This window comes from Mesorhizobium sp. M0968 (genome assembly GCF_040319065.1).
In the GTDB taxonomy this organism is placed as follows: domain Bacteria; phylum Pseudomonadota; class Alphaproteobacteria; order Rhizobiales; family Rhizobiaceae; genus Mesorhizobium.
Genome location: NZ_JAMYNL010000003.1, coordinates 460,008 through 478,903, shown reverse-complemented (window position 1 = coordinate 478,903; position 18,896 = coordinate 460,008). Strand labels below are relative to the sequence as shown.

Here is an 18,896-nt window from a genome sequence, read left to right as displayed (position 1 = left end):
CTCATACAACAACTGCCCCCACACCCCGGGGGGGGGGGCCCCCTACGGGTTCCCCCCCCGCGCTATGGCGGCCTCCGGGCCCGGGCCCCCCAACCCGACCAGGGCCCCGTGCGCCCCGGGGCCCCGTTTCTTGCGGACCGTCTTCGTGGGAGGCGAAACGGCAGGTCCGCCGCATGCTTGCCGCCGGTGTTTGGCGGAGGAAGGTTCGGACGCGGTAGCTGCCTGAGCCCGGGTCGTCCGAGTGATGCCCCCATCCCCCGGACGAGCCACACCGCGTCCTATGCTCTGCTTAATCGATTTGGCGCGCCCGCGGCATGTTACCCGAGGTTACATGTCACTGTTACGCGACCGTTCCGGCCGATTTTCTGGCGATGTGTTGGTTTCGGGCAACAAAAAAGCCGGATCAATGAAGACCCGGCTGAGTTTGATTGGAAGTGCCTGTTAAGGCTAACCTCCAGAGGGGAACACTCGAGAGCGCTAATGGGAGGAGAACGCGCTCAGGAGATGGTCTATATATGTGCTCTTCATGCCCAAGAAACAAGCATCTATTTTGCAACACTCACATGCAAAAAGGCGCCGGCTGTGGTCTAATCCGTCCCGAAGCGCAATAGGACCAGTTGAATCGCTGAAATACAGCCTGCGGCAAGGCAAAAATCGATCCGCGGCCGCGAATCAGCAGCGATTCCTGCTCGGAAAGTCGAAAAACGCAGGATGACGTGGAATCGTGCAGCACGCGTTTGTTTTTTCGGCAGGCAGACCTTGCTGGTGCATGCCGCCCAAAAGCCCGCCATCGAGCTTGACCTGAGGTGCGGCGGCTTGGGTTACGTGCCGGACAAGACCTGAAGCGCGTTGCAGGAGACCGTTCAAGGCCGCGCCCGTAAGGAGAGCTATATGCGAGCCACTTCGGCGATCGCCGGCAGCGTCATCTTCCTTGCTGTAGTGCCCGGCGTGGTCGCCGGACTGTTGCCTTGGCTGCTGACCGATCGCTATCGCCTGCCCTGGTCGAGAACGCCCGGTTTCGTTCCTGTGGGCTGGCTGCTGGTTGTCGCCGGCACAGCCATACTGCTGCACGCCTTTGCCCGGTTTGCCCTGGAGGGCCTGGGTACGCCCGCCCCGGTCGCGCCGACCGAGAGGCTGGTCGTCGGCGGCATCTACCGCCATGTCCGCAATCCGATGTACGTCGCCGTGCTGTCGATCGTCCTCGGCCAGGCACTGCTGTTTTCGAGCTGGACGGTCGCCGCCTATCTAGTCATCGCCGCGGCCGCCATGATCTCCTTCGTGAGACTATACGAGGAACCGACGCTTGCCCGCCGCTACGGTGACGAATACGAGGCCTACCGCCGTGCCGTACCAGGCTGGCTGCCCCGCCTGACACCTTGGCGCGGCTGACGCAGGCTCCAACGCTGCGTCACCACGGCAGCGGGCCGTCCTCGTTCGAGAACGTGCCCGTCGGACCGTTCGCGTCGAGAAGCGCGAGGCGCACGGGCTCCCGCGCGGCCTGTTCGACTGTGCGCGGACCTTCGAAGTTGTTGAGCTCCGTCGCGGTGTAGCCCGGGCACGCAGCGTTGACCTTGATGCCGGTCTCCTCGAGCTCGATGGCGAAGGCGAGCGTCATCGCGTTGACGGCCGTCTTTGACGGGTTGTAAACGGCGCCAAACGACGTGCGGTACGGAAAGGCCGGATCCGCGTTCAATGTCAGCGAGCCGGCGCCGCTCGATACGTTGACGATACGCGCCGCCGGCGCCTCACGAAGGAGCCGCAGCATCGCTTGCGTGACGGCGACGATGCCAAACACGTTCGTCTCGAATACCGCGCGTACGTCGTCGAGGGAGGCAATGCTCGGGCGGCCCGAATTGATGATCTCCTCGAGCGGCCTGCCCGGCTTTCCCGCATGGGAGATGCCGGCATTGTTCACCAGCACGTCGAGGCGGCCGAGTTCGATGCGGATGCGCTCTGCCGCGGCGGCGATCGACGCCTGATCGGTGACGTCGAGCTGCAGGGCGTGGGCATCCTCTCCGATGCTATTTGCGGCTGCCTCGGCATGCTCGAGCCTGCGCGATCCTACGAGCACGGTAAGGCCGTTCGCCGCGAGGTCCTTGGCGATCTGAAGACCGATGCCCTTGTTGGCCCCGGTGACCAGGGCGACGGGTTTGTCCTGCATGGTAATCTCCTTTTGTGCACCGATGTGTGGCCAACACCGCTTTGCCGTGCTAGATACAAGTCAAACGGAACCACGTTCCACATATATCCGGAACAAGGTTCCGTTTGCAAGAGGTAATTTGATGGGCGAAAAAACGCCGAACGGCAAAACGGATCAAGGCGATGGTCTGGAACCCCGCGACCGCGCGGATCGCCACCTGCGCGCCGACGCACGGCGCAACATCGACGCGTTGCTCCGGGCGGCCATGGCGGTGTTCGCGACCTCCGGCGTGGAGGCTCCGGTGCGAGAGATCGCGGAAAAGGCTGGCGTCGGCGTCGGCACCGTCTACCGCCATTTTCCACAGCGCTCGGACCTGATCGTGGCCGTCTTCCGCAACGAGGTTGACGCCTGTGCGGACGCCGCGCCGATCCTGGCCGGAAAGCATGAGCCCGGTGAAGCGCTGGCCCGGTGGATGCAGCGCTATGTGGATTTCATCACGGCAAAACGCGGCCTCGCGGCAGCCTTGTACTCAGGCAATCCGGCATTCGACACTTTGCCTGCCTATTTCAACCAACGGCTCCGGCCCGCGCTTCAAACATTGCTGGAGGCGGCGGCCGCGGCCGGCGAGGTGCGCGCCGATATCGAGCCGGGCGACCTGTTGGGGGCGGCCGCCAGCCTTGCCATGCCGGCACATGGCGGCGGCCCTGCCCAGGCGCGGCGCATGGTTGCCCTGCTGGTCGACGGTTTGCGCTACGGCGCCAGCACGCTGGCGGATACGCGTTCCTAAAGCGCGTTGCGTTCGACCGACCTGATGCGACGCGCTTTAGGTTCTTGTTTGATGCATGTCCTTATCGCAAAACCGCTGCACGCTTTTGCGCGACATGCATTAGCAATCGCAGACCAAGTACGACATCAGACAAAAAGGCTGGTGCTGCTGCCCCTTCTGGCTGCCGCTTTCTTCTCCGTTATAGTGACGGGGAGAAGGACGCTTTCGCCGATCGCTCTTTGGAGTGTTGTAGGGTCGACATAAATGAGCTTTTCAGAATTTCAGCCACGCCATGTGCTTTGCATGCTGGGAAGGCAGGGTGGATATTCTGAGCTGTGTCGCTCAGTTCAGTCGGCAATCGACAATTTCGCCCCGGGGTTTGAAATTGATACGCACTTTTCGCAGGACGCGCCGGATGATCGCATGGTTGAGTCGTTCGATGTGTCTTGGGATCGGGTACATAAGGGGGGACGGACTAAAGAGGACCAAGCGGCCGTCCATGAGCACGGTTGCGTGATTTATGTACTTGGTCCCCATATGGATATCGAAAGTACCGTTGGGACGTCGGCAATCGCCCTTCACTTAATCGTGCATGCGCTGAACAGTGATGCTATTGCCGCAAAAGGCGAGAGTGCTGGCATTGCGCACGGTGCGGCTCGATGGAAACAACTTGGCCGTGATGCGGAAAACGCCGAGGACGGCCCGAGTTTAGCACGTACTTGCCGCCTTGCCTTCAGCAAGCGGCCGTTAAGTGACGGAAAGTTCCTCTGTAGCGTCGGTTTCCATCTCGTCGGTCTGCCAGAGGTCTTCGCGCCAAGGAGTCTTTCCGACGATGAGCTGGTGCTCAGCTCGATAATCGACCGTGTTGCCGATGAGATGTTTACCGAAGGCGTCGGGCTGAGTTTAGTCCGTAACAATGGGATACTGCTACCCATCGAAGCGTACGAAGAAGACGACTTCAAATTCAACCCGTATGGTGCCGTCTACTTGGGCGATCACGGCAAAAAGGATACCTTGTCGACAGAATCTAGAAACTAAAACGACCAGCTGCGCGCCTTGGCGATGATGAAATCCCGGAAGACATGCAGCTTCGCCTGGTTCTTCATCGCGTCGGGATAAGCGAAGTAGGTATCGAAGGACGGCACCTCGGTCTCGGGCAGCAACTGCACCAGTCCGGAATCCTTGCTGACCACGTAATCCGGCAGCATGGCGATGCCGGCGCCGCCCTGCACCGCGCGCTTGATCGACAGGATGTCATTGATCTGCAGCGTCGGTACCCTTTGCCCGCCTTCGAAATCGCCGACCGTCTCCAGCCAATTCAGTTCCGACAGATGCGCCGGCACCGGCACGCCGAAGGTGACGATGCGATGGGTTTTCAGCTCGGCGATCGAATTCGGCTTGCCGTATTTGTTTACATAGGATGGCGCCGCGTAGAGATGGAAATGCACGGTGAACAGGCGGCGCTGGATGAGGTCCGGCTGCTGCGGCTGGCGCAGCCGGATGGCGCAGTCGGCCTGGCGCATCGTGAGATCTAGCTCCTCATTGGCCAGGATGAGCTGCAGGCTGACCTCGGGATAGAGCTCGATGAATTCCTGCACGCGCTCTGTCAGCCAGCCAGCGCCGAGGCCGACCGTGGTCGTCACCCTGAGCACGCCGGAGGGCCGGTCCTTGGTTTCGGTCAGTCGCGACTTGATGGTTTCGAGCTTCATCAGCACGTCGTGCGCCGTGCGGAACAGCATCTCGCCCTGCTCGGTCAGCACCAGGCCGCGGGCATGGCGATTGAACAGCGGCACGCCGACGTCATGCTCGAGCGCGCTGACCTGCCGCGAGATCGCCGATTGCGACAAATGCAGTGTTTCCGCGGCATGGGTGAACGACCCCGCTTCCGCCGCGGCGTGAAACACGCGTAGCTTGTCCCAATCCAACGCCATGATTTCCCCTCGTCCTGTTTTCTGGCGTCCGCCTGTTTTCGGCGTCTGAATGAAAAATCAGGCTTTTGCGCGGCTTTTCTCAGCCGCTTATCGAACAATCACTCCGCCGCTTCGCGGTGAACCTCGATCCCCGCCAGATATTTTTCCGCCTCGAGCGCGGCCATGCAGCCGAGACCGGCCGCCGTCACCGCCTGGCGGTAGATGTCGTCGGTCACGTCGCCGGCGGCGAACACACCCGGCATATCGGTGCGGGTCGAATCCGGCGCCGTCCACAGATAGCCGTTCGGCTTCTGCTTCAGCTTGCCGGCAAACAGCTCGACCGCCGGCGCGTGGCCGATCGCCACGAACACGCCGTCGACCACCAGATGCATCTCCTGCCCGGTCACCACGTTGCGCAGCTTCAGCCCTTCGACCGACGGCGGCAGCGGCGCCTTGCCGGGCCTGCCGGTGATCTCGTCGACCACCGTGTCCCAGATGATGCGGACATTGTCTTTCCGCAGCAGCCGCTCGCGCAGGATGCGCTCGGCGCGGAAATCGCTGCGCCTGTGGATGACGGTGACGCTCTTGGCCAGGTTGGAGAGATAGAGCGCTTCCTCCACCGCCGAATTGCCGCCGCCGATCACCGCGACGTCCTTGCCGCGGTAGAAGAAGCCGTCGCAGGTGGCGCAGGCCGAGACGCCAAAACCCATGAAGGTGTGTTCGCTCGGAATGCCCAGCCATTTCGCCTGGGCTCCGGTGGCGATGATCAGCGCGTCGGCGGTATAGATCGTGCCGGAATCGCCCTTGGCGCGGAACGGCCGCACGTTGAGGTCGACCTCGGTGATGATGTCGTTGACGATGTCGGTGCCGACATGCTCGGCCTGCCTGAGCATCTCGCTCATCAGCCATGGACCCTGGATCGGTTCGGCGAAGCCCGGATAGTTTTCGACATCGGTGGTGATCATCAGTTGCCCGCCCTGCTGCAGGCCGGCGACCAGCATCGGCTTGAGCATGGCGCGGGCGGCATAGATCGCCGCCGTATAGCCGGCGGGGCCGGAGCCGATGATGAGAACAGGCGCGTGCTTGGTGATCATGAAAAACCTCTGCGGGGAGCAGCCATGGATTGTGGCATGAACTCTCGTCGATTGTTGCGCGTAATGTAAGTGTTGCCTGCGACGCCAGCAAGGCAAGTTGCCGTTCGTCCCCGGAAAGCTTCGGCGCCGGCGACGGCGACAAGCAACCCGCAGCAAGATGATGCGAAAATCCTCGATCCAGCGGATGGAATAGACAGCAAAGTCGTTTAATTACAAAGTCGCGAAAGATTCTTTCGCGTCACCACGGAAGCCACCATGCCGATCAAGGCCGATCTCGATGCCATCGACTGGAAGATCCTGCGCGAGCTTCAGCAGGACGGACGCATGACCAATGTCGAACTGTCGAGCCGCGTCGGCATTTCGGCGCCGCCGTGCCTGCGCCGCGTCAGGCGGCTGGAAGAGGCCGGCATCATCCGCGGCTACCGCGCTTTGCTCAACGCTCCGGCGCTCGGCCTCGACGTCGTCGCCTTCTGTCTGATCGGCCTGCATCACCAGGCCGACGCCGAACTCAAGACCTTCGCCGAGCGCACCCGCGGCTGGCCGATCGTGCGCGACGCCTGGATGGTGTCGGGCGAGTCCGATTTCCTGCTGCATTGCGTGGCGAGCGATCTCGGCACCTTCCAGACCTTCGTCATCGAGGAACTGGCCTCGGCCCCCAATGTCGATACGGTGCGAACCGCGCTGACCATCCGCCGGGTCAAAGACGAAGGGCTGGTGGCGTTTTCGGCTTAAGAGAGCAGGCAAAGCGGCTGCGAAACAAAAACCCGGAAACAAAAAACCCGCCTCGGCGGGCGGGATCGTCGGTGGAAATAATCACCATACCCAAATTAGTAGCATAGCTGCCGGCACAAAGCAAGAACAAAATTGCCTTCAGCGTTGAAGATTGGCTTCATTCCAGCTTAGGTTCCTCGCCCCACGAAAGTGGGGAGGTGGCTCGGCGAAGCCGAGACGGAGAGGGGAACCGCGCTCTACGAAGCCCCCTCTCCCCCGCTTCGCGGAGGGCGAGGAACCCAGGTCCTGAGAGTTCGAGGATCACCCTGCGTCGCAGAGGCGCGTTTCGACCATTTCGCACAAATGGTGGTAGAGGCACAAATGCCCCTGCTGGATGATCGGCGTCGAGGTCGAGGGTACGTTGAGCAGGATGTCGGAGAGCGGCTTCAGCTTGCCGCCGGTGTCGCCGGTCAGGCTGATCACCGTCATGCCCATCATGCGCGCCTGTTGGGCGGCGGCGAGGATGCTTGGCGAATTGCCGCTGGTCGAGATAGCGAGCAGCACGGCGCCCGCCGAACCATGCGCCTCGACCTGGCGCGCAAACACCGTGTCGAAGCCGTAATCATTGCCCCAGGCGGTCAGCACCGCCGCGTTGGCCGGCAGCGCGATGACGTTGTAGGCCTTGCGCTCCCTGAGGAAGCGGCCGACCAGCTCGCCGGCGATGTGGATGGCGTCGCTGGCCGAACCGCCATTGCCTGCTATCAGCAGCGCCTTGCCCTGCGAAAGCGCGGCGACGACGGCGCTGACCGCCCGCTCCATCTCGCTGGTCAGGTCGCGCTCGACCATCGCCGAAATCGCGGCCGCCGAGCGCGCCAGGTAATCGTTCAGTTCGGACATGAAACCCTCAGTTCCCGGCGCGCAATCTGCCGATGGTGCCGGTCGTGCTCTTGCCGGCGACGAGGTCGACCAGCACGACGCGCCCGCCGGCCTTCTGCACGACATCGGCGCCAACCACCTGATCGACCGTATAGTCGGCGCCCTTGACCAGTATGTCAGGGCTCAGCGCCTCGATCAGCGAAAGCGGCGTATCCTCCTCGAAGATGACGACGGCGTCGACCGAGGCAAGTGCTGCCAGCACGCAGGCCCGGTCATGCTGGTCGTTGACCGGGCGCCCCGGCCCTTTCAGCCGGCGCACCGAGGCATCGCTGTTGAGGCCGAGCACCAGCCGGTCGCACTGGCTGCGCGCCGCATGCAACAGGCTGACATGGCCGGCATGCAGGATATCGAAACAGCCATTGGTGAAGCCGACGCTCAAGCCCTCGTCTTTCCAGCCCGCCACCAGCCGCGCGGCGGCGGCGGCATCGAGGATCGCATCCAGGTGGGCGACCGGACCATGCGAGCGAAACAGCGCACCGGTGAGTTCCTCGATCGTCAGCCGCGCCGTGCCGCGCTTGCCGACGACAACACCGCCGGCGGCGTTGGCGATCGATCCGGCCATGGCACGATCAGCCCCTGCTGCAAGAGCCAGCGCGAAGGTCGCGATTACCGTGTCGCCGGCACCCGAAACGTCGAACACTTCGCGCGCCTGCGTGGCGATATGGCGGGCGTCGTCCGCACCGATGACGCTCATGCCTTTTTCGCTGCGCGTCGCGACGACGAAATCGAAACCGTGCGCCGAAATCAGCTGGCGCGCCGCCGCCTCGATTTCGTCGTCGGCAAACACTGCGCGGCCGACCGCCTCGCCGAGTTCCTTGCGGTTGGGCGTGATTGCCGTCGCGCCGGCATAACGCGCATAGTCGCGGCCCTTCGGGTCGACCAGCACCGGCTTGCCCACTTGCCGGCAGATCGAGATCAGCTCGCCGGCGACGCCGTCGAGCAGCACGCCCTTGCCATAGTCGGACAGGATGACGATGTCGGCGCCCGCCAGCGCTTGGCGAAAATGCCCGATCAATGTCGCGCGCTCGGCATCGCCCAGCGGCTTGATTTCCTCTTCGTCGAAACGCAGCACCTGCTGGTTGAGCGCGCTGAAGCGGCTTTTCGACGACGTCATGCGATCGGCATCCTGCGCCAGCCCGCCGGTGTCGACGCCAAATTCGCCGAGCATGCGCATGAGGTTTTTGCCGGCCTCGTCAGCGCCGATCACGGAGACCGGCATGACGGCAGCGCCGAGCGAAACGATATTGGCGACGACATTGCCGGCGCCACCCATCGCCAGCGTTTCGCCGCGCCCGTGCAGCACGGGGATCGGCGCCTCCGGCGAAATGCGCTCGATCACGCCGTTGACGAAACGGTCGAGGATGAAATCGCCGACCACCAGCACGGTGGCGCCGCCGAAGCGCGAGATGGCGCGGTGAAGAGGTTCGGGAGAGGGCAGCTTGATCATGTCAACGCGCGGGAGGGCCGATTTTCAGTGACGGGAAATTCGATTGGCAGGGCCGGCCGTTCATGGCGATGCCGATATACCGCAATTTCAGCCGACGCAACGGCGGGCCTTCGACCGATCGCGGCGGCGAGACAATGCGTCAGCTTTTCTGCAACGCGACATGCACGCCCAGTCCGACAAGCACCGCACCGCCAGCGCGCCGCATCAGGCGCTGCGCCCGGCTCGACTGCCGCAGCCTGGCGATCACCGCGCCGGCCAGTATCACGCAAACAATGTCGGCCGACGAGAACATCAAATTGACGATTGTTCCAAGCACGACGAACTGCAGCCAGACCGGAAACGCTGCCGAGGCATCGATGAATTGCGGCAGGAACGCCATGAAGAAAATCGCCGTCTTGGGGTTGAGCACCTCGACGGCAATGCTCTCGAAAAAGGCGCGGCGGGCGGATTTCGGCTGAATTCCCGGCAAGACAACGTCGCCTTGCGCCTTGGCGCGAAACAAAGAAACACCGAGCCAGATCAGATACAGCGCACCGACCAGCTTGACCGCCATGTAAAGCACCGGCACGGCATGGAAAAGCACCGACAGGCCGACAGCGGCAGCGAAGACATGAACGTAGCCGCCAAGATGGATGCCGAGCGCCGCCATCAGGCCGGACCACCGGCCGCGCGCCATGGTTTGCGCGGCGGCATAGAGCATGGCGGGGCCGGGGATATAGGCGAAGATCGCCGTGGTGGCGAAAAAGGCGACAAGCAGTTCGGTTGACGGCATTACCTTGCTCCTGTCGCCGGTCGGCCGGCAGGCCGACTGAAACGTGACGTTTGCGGCGCCACTATGGCGCTCATCCGCCGCCCCGCCACCTGCTTTGTCGACAGCCCGGCCCGCCTCCCCTATAAGGCCAGAATCCCACAAGGGCTACAACCGGCACAAGGTACCAGAGGCTTTCATGATCATCGTCACGGGCGGCGCCGGCATGATCGGTTCCAACATCGTCGCCGCGCTCAACGCCGAGGGTTTCAGCGACATCCTCGTCGTCGACGACCTCACCGACGGCCACAAGATCTCCAACCTCGCCGATCTCGAGATCGCCGACTATCTCGACAAGGACGATTTTCTGGCGCGGATGGAGGCCGGTGACCTCGGCCGCATCGAGGCCGTCTTCCACCAGGGCGCCTGCTCGACCACCACCGAATGGAACGGCAAGTTCATGATGGAGGTCAACTACGCCTATTCGAAGCGCCTGCTGCACGCCTGCCTGGCCCTGCGCTTGCCCTTCCTCTATGCCTCGTCCGCTTCGGTCTATGGCAGCGGCGCCGAGTTCCGCGAGGAGCCGCAATGCGAACGGCCGCTGAACGTCTATGCCTATTCGAAAAAACTGTTCGACGACTATGTCCGCCGCACCGTTTTCGATACCGATCACTCGCCGGTGGCGGGCCTGCGTTATTTCAACGTCTATGGACCGCGCGAGGCGCATAAGGGCGCCATGGCCTCGGTCGCCTTCCATCTGTTCAATCAGGTCGAGCAAGGCCAGAACCCCAAGCTGTTCGGCGCCTATGGTGGTTTCGGGCCCGGCGAACAGAGCCGCGACTTCATCCATGTCGGCGATGTCGCCGACGTCAATCTGTGGCTGTGGAAACGCGGCTCGAGCGGCATCTTCAACTGCGGCACAGGCAAGGCCCAGCCGTTCCGCGCCATTGCCGAAACGGTGATCGATACGCTCGGCAAGGGCCAGATCGAATTCATCGAGTTTCCCGACCACCTCAAGGGCAGCTACCAGAGCTTTACGCAAGCTGATATGTCCCGCCTGCGCGCAGCCGGTTACAATGGCCAGTTCCGCACAGTGGAAACCGGCGTCAGAGACTATGTCGAATGGCTGAAAGCCCAACGATCCTCGTGATCGGCCCACGCTGGGTGGGCGACATGGTGATGGCGCAGTGCCTGTTCCAGGCGCTGAGGGAGCTTCATCCGGATGCCGCCATCGACGTGCTGGCGCCGGCCTGGGCAGCACCGCTGGTCAAGCGCATGCCCGAAATCCGCCAGCAGATCGACCTGCCGCTGCAATCCGGCGCGTTCGAATTCCGCATCCGAAGGCGCTTCGGCCGCCTGCTGCGCGGCCGCTACGACATGGCCTTTGTCCTGCCGGGAAGCTGGAAATCGGCGCTGATCCCGTTCTTTGCCGGCATTCCGCGCCGTGTCGGCCATCTCAAGGAAATGCGTTACGGGCTGCTGACCGACATCGTGCCGTTGCCCGATCGCCTGAAACGGCGCACCGCGCAGGCCTATTTCAGCCTTGCCCGGGGTGGCGCCTTCCGGGCGCCGAAGCTTGCCGTCGATCAAGCCAACCAGGCGGCATTGTTCGGCCGTTTCGGGCTGACGGCGGGGAAATTCGTGGCACTCATGCCCGGCGCCGAATTCGGTCCGGCCAAGCGCTGGCCGAGCGAACACTATGCCGGCCTCGCCCGCGAGATGATGGCGAAAGGGTTTGGCGTCGCGCTGTTCGGGTCGAAGAACGACGCTGAGGTGACGGCTGAAATCGCCGCGCTGGCTACGGGCGCCGTCGATCTTGCCGGCCAGACGCAGCTCGAGGATGCCATCGACCTGATAGCCGCGGCGAGGCTTGCCGTCTCCAACGACAGCGGGCTGATGCATGTCGCCGCCGCCGTCGGCACGCCGGTCGTCGCCGTCTACGGCTCGACCTCGCCGCAGAACACGCCGCCGCTCGCCGAGCGCCGCGAACTGGTCTGGCTCGGCCTGTCCTGCTCGCCCTGCCACAAAAAAATCTGCCCGCTCGGTCATCTCAACTGCCTGAAGACGCTGGAGGTCGAACGCGTCGTGGCGGCGGCGGAGCGGCTGCTGGAAATGCCGGCCGCCGCATGAAAGTGCTGATCGTCAAGACATCGTCCATGGGCGATGTCATCCACACCTTCCCGGCGATCGAGGACGCGCGCCGCGCTCGGCCGGATATCTCCTTCGACTGGTGTGTCGAAGAGGCATTTGCCGGCATCGTGGCGCTGCATCCAGCCATCCAGACCATCCACAGCGTGGCGATCCGGCGCTGGCGCAGGAAGCTGCTCGAGCCCGGCACATGGCGGGAAGTGGTCGGCTTGCGCCGCGCCTTGCGCGATTGCCGCTACGACCTCGTTCTCGATGCGCAAGGCTTGCTGAAATCGGCGCTGGTGGCGCGGCTGGCGGCGGCGCCGATCGCCGGTTTCGATCGGTCGAGCGCTCGGGAGCCGTCGGCGACCTTGTTCTACGACCACCGATATCCCGTGCCGCGCGGCCTGCATGCCATCGAGCGCACGAGGCGCCTGTTCGGGCTGGCGCTCGGCTACGAGCCGGATTTTTCCCGGCTTGACTCCGGCATCGCGCCGCCGGCCGGAAGATCCATTCTTGTCGGTGAAAAGACCGCCTTCCTGCTGCATGGCACCAGCCGCGACGACAAGAAATGGCCGGTCGCGGACTGGATCGAAACCGCCCGTCTGCTGGTGGACAAGGGAATAACGCCGGTCACCACTTGGTCGAACGACCGGGAAAAGGCGGTTGCCGAAGCGATCGCCGGCGCCGTTTCGCAAACCGTGGTGTTTCCCAGATCGCCGCTTGCCGAGATCGCCGCCGTCATCGGCGGCTCGGCGCTGGTCATCGGCGCCGACACCGGCCTGACCCATCTCGCCAGCGCTTTCGGCCTGCCGACGGTGGCGATATTCCTCGCTACCGAGCCTGGCCTGACCGGCCCGCGTGGGCCATTCTCATCGACGCTGCTGGCCCCACCTGGGAAGCGTATGATGCCAGCGGAAGTGATAGCGGAAGCTGAAAGGCTTGTGGAGCGCCAGACGCTTGATCAGGCCGGTGGCCGCTGATTTGCTCAATCAATTCAATCGGAAGGTCAGCGCTGCCCCCTTCCCTTCTCCCCTTGTGGGAGAAGGTGGATCGGCGCGAAGCGCCGAGACGGATGAGGGGTGTTGGACGGAGTGCGGAGGGAGCCAAGCTGGAACACCCCTCATCCGACCTCGCTTCGCGAGGCCACCTTCTCCCACAGGGGGAGAAGGCAGAGCAGCGCCAATCCCCTAGATAAATTGCACCTGGACGATCTCGTAGCCCCTGGCGCCGCCCGGTGCGTTGACCTCGATGGCGTCGCCGACTTCCTTGCCGATCAGCGCGCGCGCGATCGGCGAGGAGATCGAGATGCGGCCGGATTTCACGTCCGCTTCCTGGTCGCCGACGATCTGGTAGGTCTTTTTCTCCTCGGTATCCTCGTCGACCAGCACCACGGTGGCGCCGAATTTGACCTTGTCGCCGCTGAGCTTGGTGACATCGATCACCTCGGCCCGCGCGATCAGGTCCTCGAGTTCGTTGACCCGGCCCTCATTGAGGCTCTGTGCCTCTTTTGCCGCGTGATATTCGGCATTTTCGGAGAGGTCGCCATGCGAGCGCGCTTCGGAAATCGCCTCGATGATACGCGGCCGCTCCTGTTGCTGGCGCCAGCGCAGTTCTTCCTTCAATGACGCGAACCCCTCGCCTGTCATCGGGACCTTGTTCATAATGCCTGACCTTTCCTGCCGCCGCCCCCGCAATCGGGAGCGACCTTGTCGATGGTACAAAAAGAAAACGGTCCGGCAGCCTCGCTAACGGAACCGTCTCACCACAATCTTGCAAGATATAGCAATCTTCGCGGGTTTTTCACGTCCAAAAAGTCGGATTTTGAAAAATCATCCACTGATTGCGCGGCTGACCTAACGTCAAGGAGCGCATCACGTGTACCGTGATGCCAAATTCCAGTTCGGAGCAGCATGTGAGTACAGCAAAAAACCGGCTGCGATCGCCGCAGCCGGTATGAGCAGCGTCCGGAAGTCGGATCAGCTCCTCATGAAGTGATCGATCTGCTCCGACAGCATGCCGTATTCGCGAGACCCCTTGCCCGTGCGCTTCTCGATCTCGCGGAGCTGTTCCTGGGCGCCAGCAAGATCGCCGATCTGCAGGTGCGCCTCGCCGAGATATTCGCGCACCAGCGTGTAGTTCGGGTCGATGCGCAGCGCTTCCTCGTAATAGCCGAGGCCGACGGAGACGCGGCCGGAATGGCGGTGCGAATAGCCGAGATAGTTGAGGATACGCGGGTCCTGCTTGTTGGCGGCGAGGCTGAGCACGGCGATCGCCTCGTCATAGCGTCCATCCATCGCCAGCGCGCGACCGGCATCATAGATGCTGTCGTCATCCAGCATGCCTTGCTTCGGCGAGACACATTTCTTCTGCTTCTTGTCCCAGGCCTGCCCCTTCTTGCACTGGCTCTGGCCGCCGCCGCCATTGCCGCCGCCGCCACCTCCCCCGCCTTCACCAGCCGAAAACGCCGGAGCCGCAATCAGCGGCAGGGCGGCGATGGCCATGGCGTAAATCAGCAATCGTCTGCGCATCGAACTCTCCTTTGAACCTGACAATGCAACACTAACGACCGGCCGGAGCCGTTTCGTCCCCCGGAAAATGCCATCCTATCTCAAAACCGCGATCTCTCCCAGCAAGGCCATCTTATCCCGGGAAGAGAGGGCATCGGAAATCATGCTTCACGATCAACGCCGCCGCGCAAGATAACGTGACGAGCGCTGCAAATCCGCTATCATCGGGCCGACCGAGCACGAAGCAGGGAGACGGCCGGTGCAGCAACGCGTTGAACGAGACTGGGAGCTTTCGATCGGTCCCGACACCGTGCGGCTGTTCATCCTGAAGGCGAAGGCGCTCAGCGCCGCCGTCAACGAAGACTATGCCGACGGCGCCGAGCACGAGGTAGAGCTCGACGGCAACGCGCACGACAACCACCATCATGACGGCCTTGCCGAGGAAAGCTCCGAAGATCTCACCGAAGAAGAACTGCGCGAGCTGATCGACGATCTCAATGTCGACGAAGCGGCCGAACTGATTGCGTTGGCCTGGGTCGGCCGCGGCGACTATGACGCGACGGAATGGACGGACGCGCTGTCCGCCGCCCGCGAGCGCGCCAACAAGCGCACGGCAAAATATCTGCTCGGCATGCCGCTGCTGGCGGACTGGCTCGAGGAAGGCCTGGAAGCGATCGGCGCGTGACGGCGCGGTTACCGATTGTGATCGGCCGCCCCCCTCGCTCAAGGCAACTTCCCTGCATTCTGGCCGTTGCGACGTAATGGCGGCGTTTGGCTTTTTCAGATTGGGCAGATTGCTGCTGGCCGTTGCGGCTACGCCGCTGGCGGGACCCGTTTTAGCCAAGGCACCCGACCTACCGCAAACTGCACCGGTTCCGCAGCTCAACCAGCAAGTCACTCCGCCGCCACCAACCGAGATCCCGGTCCCCGAACCGCGCCCGGAGGATGCTCCGGAGCCGCCGGCGATTGCACCGCAGCCGCCCGAAAAGCCGGCACGGGCCGAGCCGCCGGCAAGCCCACCAGGCGCGCCACCAAACCCGGCCGAGGCAGACGAGAAGGCGGAGCAAAAAATCCTTCCAGATCCTCGATCGGTCGCCATTGCCGGGAAAGAAATGCCGCCGGAGGAGTTGGCCTGCCGCAGGCGGCTGAAGTCGATGGGCGTCGATTTCGAGGAGCGCAAGCCCGAGCATGATACGGCGGTCGGTTGCTCGATCCCCTACCCGATCGTGCTGAAGACGCTCGGCAAATCCATCGCCATCGGCCCGGACCCAGAGCTCAATTGCCAGATGGCGGAAGCGGCCGCCCGCTTTGCTGCTTCGGTCATTCAGCCTGCCGCAAAGGCCGAGTTCGGCATGGATGTCAAATCGATCGGCCAGGCCTCCGCCTTCGTCTGCCGGCCGCGCCACGCCGGCGGCAAACTGTCGGAGCACGCCTTCGGCAACGCGCTCGACATCGCCAGCTTCACGCTTTCGGACGGGAAGGAGATCGATGTCGGCCCGGCGCCGCCGGAAAAGGACGCGAAATTCCTGGATATAGTGCGCAAGGCGGCCTGCGGGCCGTTCAAGACCGTGCTTGGCCCCGGCAGCGATGCCGATCATTCGCTGCATCTCCACTTCGACCTCGAACCGCGCCGCAATGGCGGCACGTTTTGCCAATGACCTTGCCTATGGGGGCGCCGCAATTTGGCCGCAGGCGTGAACGGCGCCGCTGATTTTTCCTTTACTCTTCAGGTTTAGAGTCTGTGCCATCTGGGGACAGGAACCCTTCCGATGGCCGGGCTACTTCGCGCTGCGCTTGCCGCTGCGCGGCACACAGAATGCGCGCGCATGGCCGGAAGGCTTGCCGCCCTGCTTGCCGTGGCGGCGGTCTCAGCCTGCAATACCGGCAGCGTGCTGTCGCTGCAGCCGGCCGTCGATGTCGGCAGCCAGACCGCTGCCGTCCCGCCCAATTCCGGCGCGCAATATTCCGGCGCACAAGATTCCGGGCCGCAATATTCGGGTATGCAGCGCCTCGTCCCGTCCAATCCCTTTATGACGGCCGCCTATCCGCGCCTGGACAACCCGATGTCGCCGGCCGAACAGATGCCGGCCACCGAGATCGATTGCCGCAAGGAACTGAAACGCCTCGGCGTCGTCTACACCGATGTTGCGCCGATCCATGAAGGCCAGTGCGGCATCGATTATCCTGTCAAGATGTCGGCCATCGGCAGCGTCGAGATGAAGCCGGCCGCGACGCTGACCTGCGACATGGCCGCCAGCTTTGCCGGCTGGACCAGGAACGAACTCGTGCCGTCGGCCCGCTGGCGCTATTTTTCAGGCGTCAAGACCATCCACCAGGGCTCGAGCTATTCCTGCCGCAGGATTGCCGGCGAAGGTGTTTTGTCGGAACACGGCAAGGGCAATGCGCTCGACGTGATGAGCATCGAGCTTAACAATGGCGACGACATCGACGTCCGCAAGCCCGGCCTGTTCGCCTTCCGCACGCGCGGCTTCCTCAACAATGTGCGCGCCGACGGCTGCCAGTATTTCACCACCGTGCTCGGCCCCGGCTATAACTACGACCACCGCAATCATTTCCATTTCGACATCAAGAACCGCAAGAACGGCTATCGCGCCTGCCGCTGATTGCAGCCCCTGCCCAAGACTTGCTGCGCCGGTTAAGATGGTGCGCAGACGCTTGGGTGGTGCCTCTTGAGCCAACGGAGCCTTCGACGACGTGCAACGACCTGGCTGGTGGCATGCTGTGCCGCCTATCTTTCGCTCGCCTATTTCGCCGCGCCTGAGTTCTGGACGTTACGGGACCGCAATTTTCGCAATCAGCAATTCGAGATGGTGACGCACACGCCGCAAGGCATTCCGGGCGATCCGATCAATGTCGGCCTGGTCGGCATGAAGAAGGAGCTTGTCCATGCTTTTGCCGTCGCCGGCTGGGATACGGCAGACGCGATCACGCTGAAGACGGCGATCGAGATCGGCGAAAGCGTGCTGTTTAACCGCCCCTATCCCGACGCGCCGGTCAGCCGGCTGCTGTTCGAAGGCCGCGCCCAGGACCTAGCCTTCGAAAAGCCGGTCGGCGACAGCGCCGATCGGCGCCACCACGTCCGCTTCTGGCAGACCGATGCGACCGGAGACGACGGCCGGCCGCTTTGGCTTGGCTCTGCAAGCTTTGACCGCGGCGTCGGCCTCAGCCATGACACCGGCGCGATCACTCATCACATCAGCCCCGACATCGACGCCGAGCGCGACGGGCTGATGCGCGACCTCTCCGCCGCCGGCATGCTGATCTCGACCAGCGAGATACCAGGCGTCGGCGCCACGAAGACCGGGCGCAACGGCGAAGGCGATCCCTATTTCACCGACGGCAAGGCCATCGTCGGGGTCCTGCTGCAACTGCCGTAGGCGCACAATCGGCCTTCCCGTCTGACAGCCATTTCGTCCCGACGGGCTCAGGGCACGGTGATCACGATCTTGCCGAACGGTCCTGTCTCCAGACGCTCAAACGCCTGCGGCACCTCGTCGAAGCCAAACACCTTGTCGATTACCGGCTTGATGGCAAGCGTCTCGATCGCCTGGTTCATCCGTTCGAAAGCACGACGGTGACCGATCGATATGCCCTGGACGACGATCCGGTTGCGCATGAACGGCAAGATCGGAAAATTGAGCTCCATGCTGCCCAGCAAGCCGATAACTGACAGCCGGCCGTCGGCGCCCAGCGCATTGAGCGAGCGCCGCGCATTGTCGCCGCCGACCATTTCCAGCACATGCCTGACGCCGGCGCCGTTTGTCAGCTCGCGCGCGGCCTCGTCCCACGCCGGCCGGCTGCGATAGTTTATCCCTTGCCAGGCGCCGAGCGCCTTCGCCCGCTCGAGCTTCTCGTCGCTGCTCGAGGTGACGATGGTGCGCAGGCCGAAGGCGGCGGCGAACTGCAGCGCAAACAGCGACACGCCGCCGGTGCCCTGGATGAGAACGGTTTCGCCCGGGATCGGCTTGGCCGCCTCGACCAGCGCGAACCACGCCGTCAGCGCCGCAATCGGCAGCGTCGATGCCTCGACGTCGCTGAGCGACGGCGGCGCCGCCACGGCGGCATCCTCATGAAAAAGCACATGCTCGGACAGCATGCCGGGCAGTGACGAACCAAGCGTATGCTTGTGCAGCACCGGCGGGGCGTCGCCGTCCGGCCAGTCGGCGATCACCTGGCCGAGCACGCGCTGCCCAATGCCGAAGCGGCTGACTTCGCTGCCGATGGCGACTACTTCGCCTACCGCGTCCGATGTCGGCACGAACGGAAAGCTGAGGTCCGGTATCAGCACGCCATCGACGATCATCCTGTCCTTGTAATTCAGCGATACCGCAGTGACGCGTACCAGAAGATCATGCGGCCCGGCTTGGGGCAGCTTTCCATCAGCCGGCTTCAACCTGGACAGGCCGAAACCGTTCATCTGCCAGGATCTGTTTTCGGTGCTCATTTGGTTCGCGCTCCGTGGTTGATGATTGCGCGAGACATTTAC

Annotated in this window: 20 protein-coding genes; 11 read left to right on the top strand and 9 right to left on the bottom strand. The window is 63.4% G+C overall.

The genetic code is table 11. The annotated features are described in order from the left end of the window. Positions 1-891 precede the first annotated feature (891 nt). On the top strand, positions 892-1,389 hold the full coding sequence (locus tag NKH67_RS07860; RefSeq protein WP_352469809.1) for a methyltransferase family protein: 498 nt from the start codon (positions 892-894) through the stop codon (positions 1,387-1,389). A 19-nt stretch (positions 1,390-1,408) separates the two neighbouring features. Here the strand turns inward: NKH67_RS07860 and NKH67_RS07855 are convergent, their stop codons facing one another. After that, positions 1,409-2,161, bottom strand: coding sequence for an SDR family oxidoreductase (locus NKH67_RS07855; RefSeq protein WP_352469808.1), 753 nt, complete (start codon positions 2,159-2,161; stop codon positions 1,409-1,411). A gap of 121 nt (positions 2,162-2,282) precedes the next feature. Here NKH67_RS07855 and NKH67_RS07850 point away from each other — a divergent pair, with 121 nt between their 5' ends. Then, a complete protein-coding gene (locus tag NKH67_RS07850) occupies positions 2,283-2,927 on the top strand; it encodes a TetR/AcrR family transcriptional regulator (protein ID WP_352469807.1) in 645 nt (214 codons plus the stop codon). Between the two features lie 243 nt (positions 2,928-3,170). Continuing rightward, the gene (locus NKH67_RS07845) at positions 3,171-3,944 is read left to right on the top strand and encodes a hypothetical protein (RefSeq protein ID WP_352469806.1); all 774 of its coding nucleotides are present in this window, start codon (positions 3,171-3,173) and stop codon (positions 3,942-3,944) included. Here the strand turns inward: NKH67_RS07845 and NKH67_RS07840 are convergent. Then, positions 3,941-4,837, bottom strand: coding sequence for a LysR family transcriptional regulator (locus NKH67_RS07840; RefSeq protein WP_023678345.1), 897 nt, complete (start codon positions 4,835-4,837; stop codon positions 3,941-3,943). The two genes, NKH67_RS07845 and NKH67_RS07840, sit on opposite strands and share 4 nt — an antisense overlap. 98 nt (positions 4,838-4,935) lie before the next feature. Continuing rightward, positions 4,936-5,910 (bottom strand): thioredoxin-disulfide reductase, encoded by a 975-nt coding sequence (gene trxB, locus NKH67_RS07835; protein ID WP_352469805.1) that lies wholly within the window; start codon positions 5,908-5,910, stop codon positions 4,936-4,938. 255 nt (positions 5,911-6,165) lie between these two features. Here trxB and NKH67_RS07830 point away from each other — a divergent pair, with 255 nt between their 5' ends. Next, positions 6,166-6,642 carry an Lrp/AsnC family transcriptional regulator gene (locus tag NKH67_RS07830; RefSeq protein WP_023678347.1) on the top strand — a complete coding sequence of 159 codons (477 nt, stop codon included), beginning with the start codon at positions 6,166-6,168 and terminating at the stop codon, positions 6,640-6,642. Positions 6,643-6,942: 300 nt separating this feature from the next. Here the strand turns inward: NKH67_RS07830 and NKH67_RS07825 are convergent, their stop codons facing one another. The 3 genes from NKH67_RS07825 to NKH67_RS07815 form a co-directional block, all read right to left on the bottom strand. Continuing rightward, positions 6,943-7,518, bottom strand: a complete 576-nt coding sequence (locus NKH67_RS07825) for a D-sedoheptulose-7-phosphate isomerase (protein WP_023678348.1) — start codon at positions 7,516-7,518, stop codon at positions 6,943-6,945. Between the two features lie 7 nt (positions 7,519-7,525). Beyond that, complete coding sequence (gene rfaE1, locus NKH67_RS07820; protein ID WP_352469804.1) at positions 7,526-9,004, bottom strand: D-glycero-beta-D-manno-heptose-7-phosphate kinase; 1,479 nt, start codon at positions 9,002-9,004, stop codon at positions 7,526-7,528. 139 nt (positions 9,005-9,143) lie between these two features. After that, complete coding sequence (locus NKH67_RS07815) at positions 9,144-9,776, bottom strand: LysE family translocator (protein ID WP_352469803.1); 633 nt, start codon at positions 9,774-9,776, stop codon at positions 9,144-9,146. Positions 9,777-9,951: 175 nt separating this feature from the next. Between NKH67_RS07815 and rfaD the strand changes: the two genes are divergently transcribed. Genes rfaD through waaC form a run of 3 tightly spaced genes read left to right on the top strand, consistent with a single transcriptional unit; the run spans position 9,952 to position 12,862 of the window. Then, positions 9,952-10,902 carry an ADP-glyceromanno-heptose 6-epimerase gene (gene rfaD, locus NKH67_RS07810; protein ID WP_352469802.1) on the top strand — a complete coding sequence of 317 codons (951 nt, stop codon included), beginning with the start codon at positions 9,952-9,954 and terminating at the stop codon, positions 10,900-10,902. Further along, positions 10,875-11,882, top strand: a complete 1,008-nt coding sequence (gene waaF, locus NKH67_RS07805; RefSeq protein ID WP_352469801.1) for a lipopolysaccharide heptosyltransferase II — start codon at positions 10,875-10,877, stop codon at positions 11,880-11,882. The genes rfaD and waaF overlap by 28 nt, the downstream gene beginning before the upstream one ends. Then, a complete protein-coding gene (gene waaC, locus NKH67_RS07800; RefSeq protein ID WP_352469800.1) occupies positions 11,879-12,862 on the top strand; it encodes a lipopolysaccharide heptosyltransferase I in 984 nt (327 codons plus the stop codon). The genes waaF and waaC overlap by 4 nt, the downstream gene beginning before the upstream one ends. Before the next feature lie 207 nt (positions 12,863-13,069). On the opposite strand, the gene greA is transcribed toward waaC, so the two are convergent. Both greA and NKH67_RS07790 read right to left on the bottom strand, forming a co-directional pair. Next, positions 13,070-13,543 carry a transcription elongation factor GreA gene (greA, locus tag NKH67_RS07795; protein WP_023719113.1) on the bottom strand — a complete coding sequence of 158 codons (474 nt, stop codon included), beginning with the start codon at positions 13,541-13,543 and terminating at the stop codon, positions 13,070-13,072. Positions 13,544-13,858: 315 nt separating this feature from the next. Continuing rightward, positions 13,859-14,410, bottom strand: a complete 552-nt coding sequence (locus NKH67_RS07790) for a tetratricopeptide repeat protein (RefSeq protein WP_352469799.1) — start codon at positions 14,408-14,410, stop codon at positions 13,859-13,861. Between the two features lie 238 nt (positions 14,411-14,648). Between NKH67_RS07790 and NKH67_RS07785 the strand changes: the two genes are divergently transcribed. The 4 genes from NKH67_RS07785 to NKH67_RS07770 all read left to right on the top strand — a co-directional run bounded on the left by NKH67_RS07785 (position 14,649) and on the right by NKH67_RS07770 (position 17,787). After that, entirely contained in the window at positions 14,649-15,074 is a 426-nt protein-coding gene (locus tag NKH67_RS07785) for a DUF3775 domain-containing protein (protein ID WP_023678354.1), read from the top strand. Between the two features lie 76 nt (positions 15,075-15,150). Continuing rightward, the gene (locus NKH67_RS07780) at positions 15,151-16,047 is read left to right on the top strand and encodes an extensin-like domain-containing protein (RefSeq protein ID WP_352469798.1); all 897 of its coding nucleotides are present in this window, start codon (positions 15,151-15,153) and stop codon (positions 16,045-16,047) included. Positions 16,048-16,158: 111 nt separating this feature from the next. Next, on the top strand, positions 16,159-17,013 hold the full coding sequence (locus NKH67_RS07775; RefSeq protein ID WP_352469797.1) for an extensin-like domain-containing protein: 855 nt from the start codon (positions 16,159-16,161) through the stop codon (positions 17,011-17,013). A 66-nt stretch (positions 17,014-17,079) separates the two neighbouring features. Next, entirely contained in the window at positions 17,080-17,787 is a 708-nt protein-coding gene (locus tag NKH67_RS07770) for an LssY C-terminal domain-containing protein (RefSeq protein ID WP_352469796.1), read from the top strand. Between the two features lie 47 nt (positions 17,788-17,834). Here the strand turns inward: NKH67_RS07770 and NKH67_RS07765 are convergent, their stop codons facing one another. Beyond that, positions 17,835-18,854: a zinc-dependent alcohol dehydrogenase family protein gene (locus NKH67_RS07765; RefSeq protein ID WP_352469795.1), complete on the bottom strand. Its 1,020-nt coding sequence runs from the start codon at positions 18,852-18,854 to the stop codon at positions 17,835-17,837. Positions 18,855-18,896: the final 42 nt, after the last annotated feature.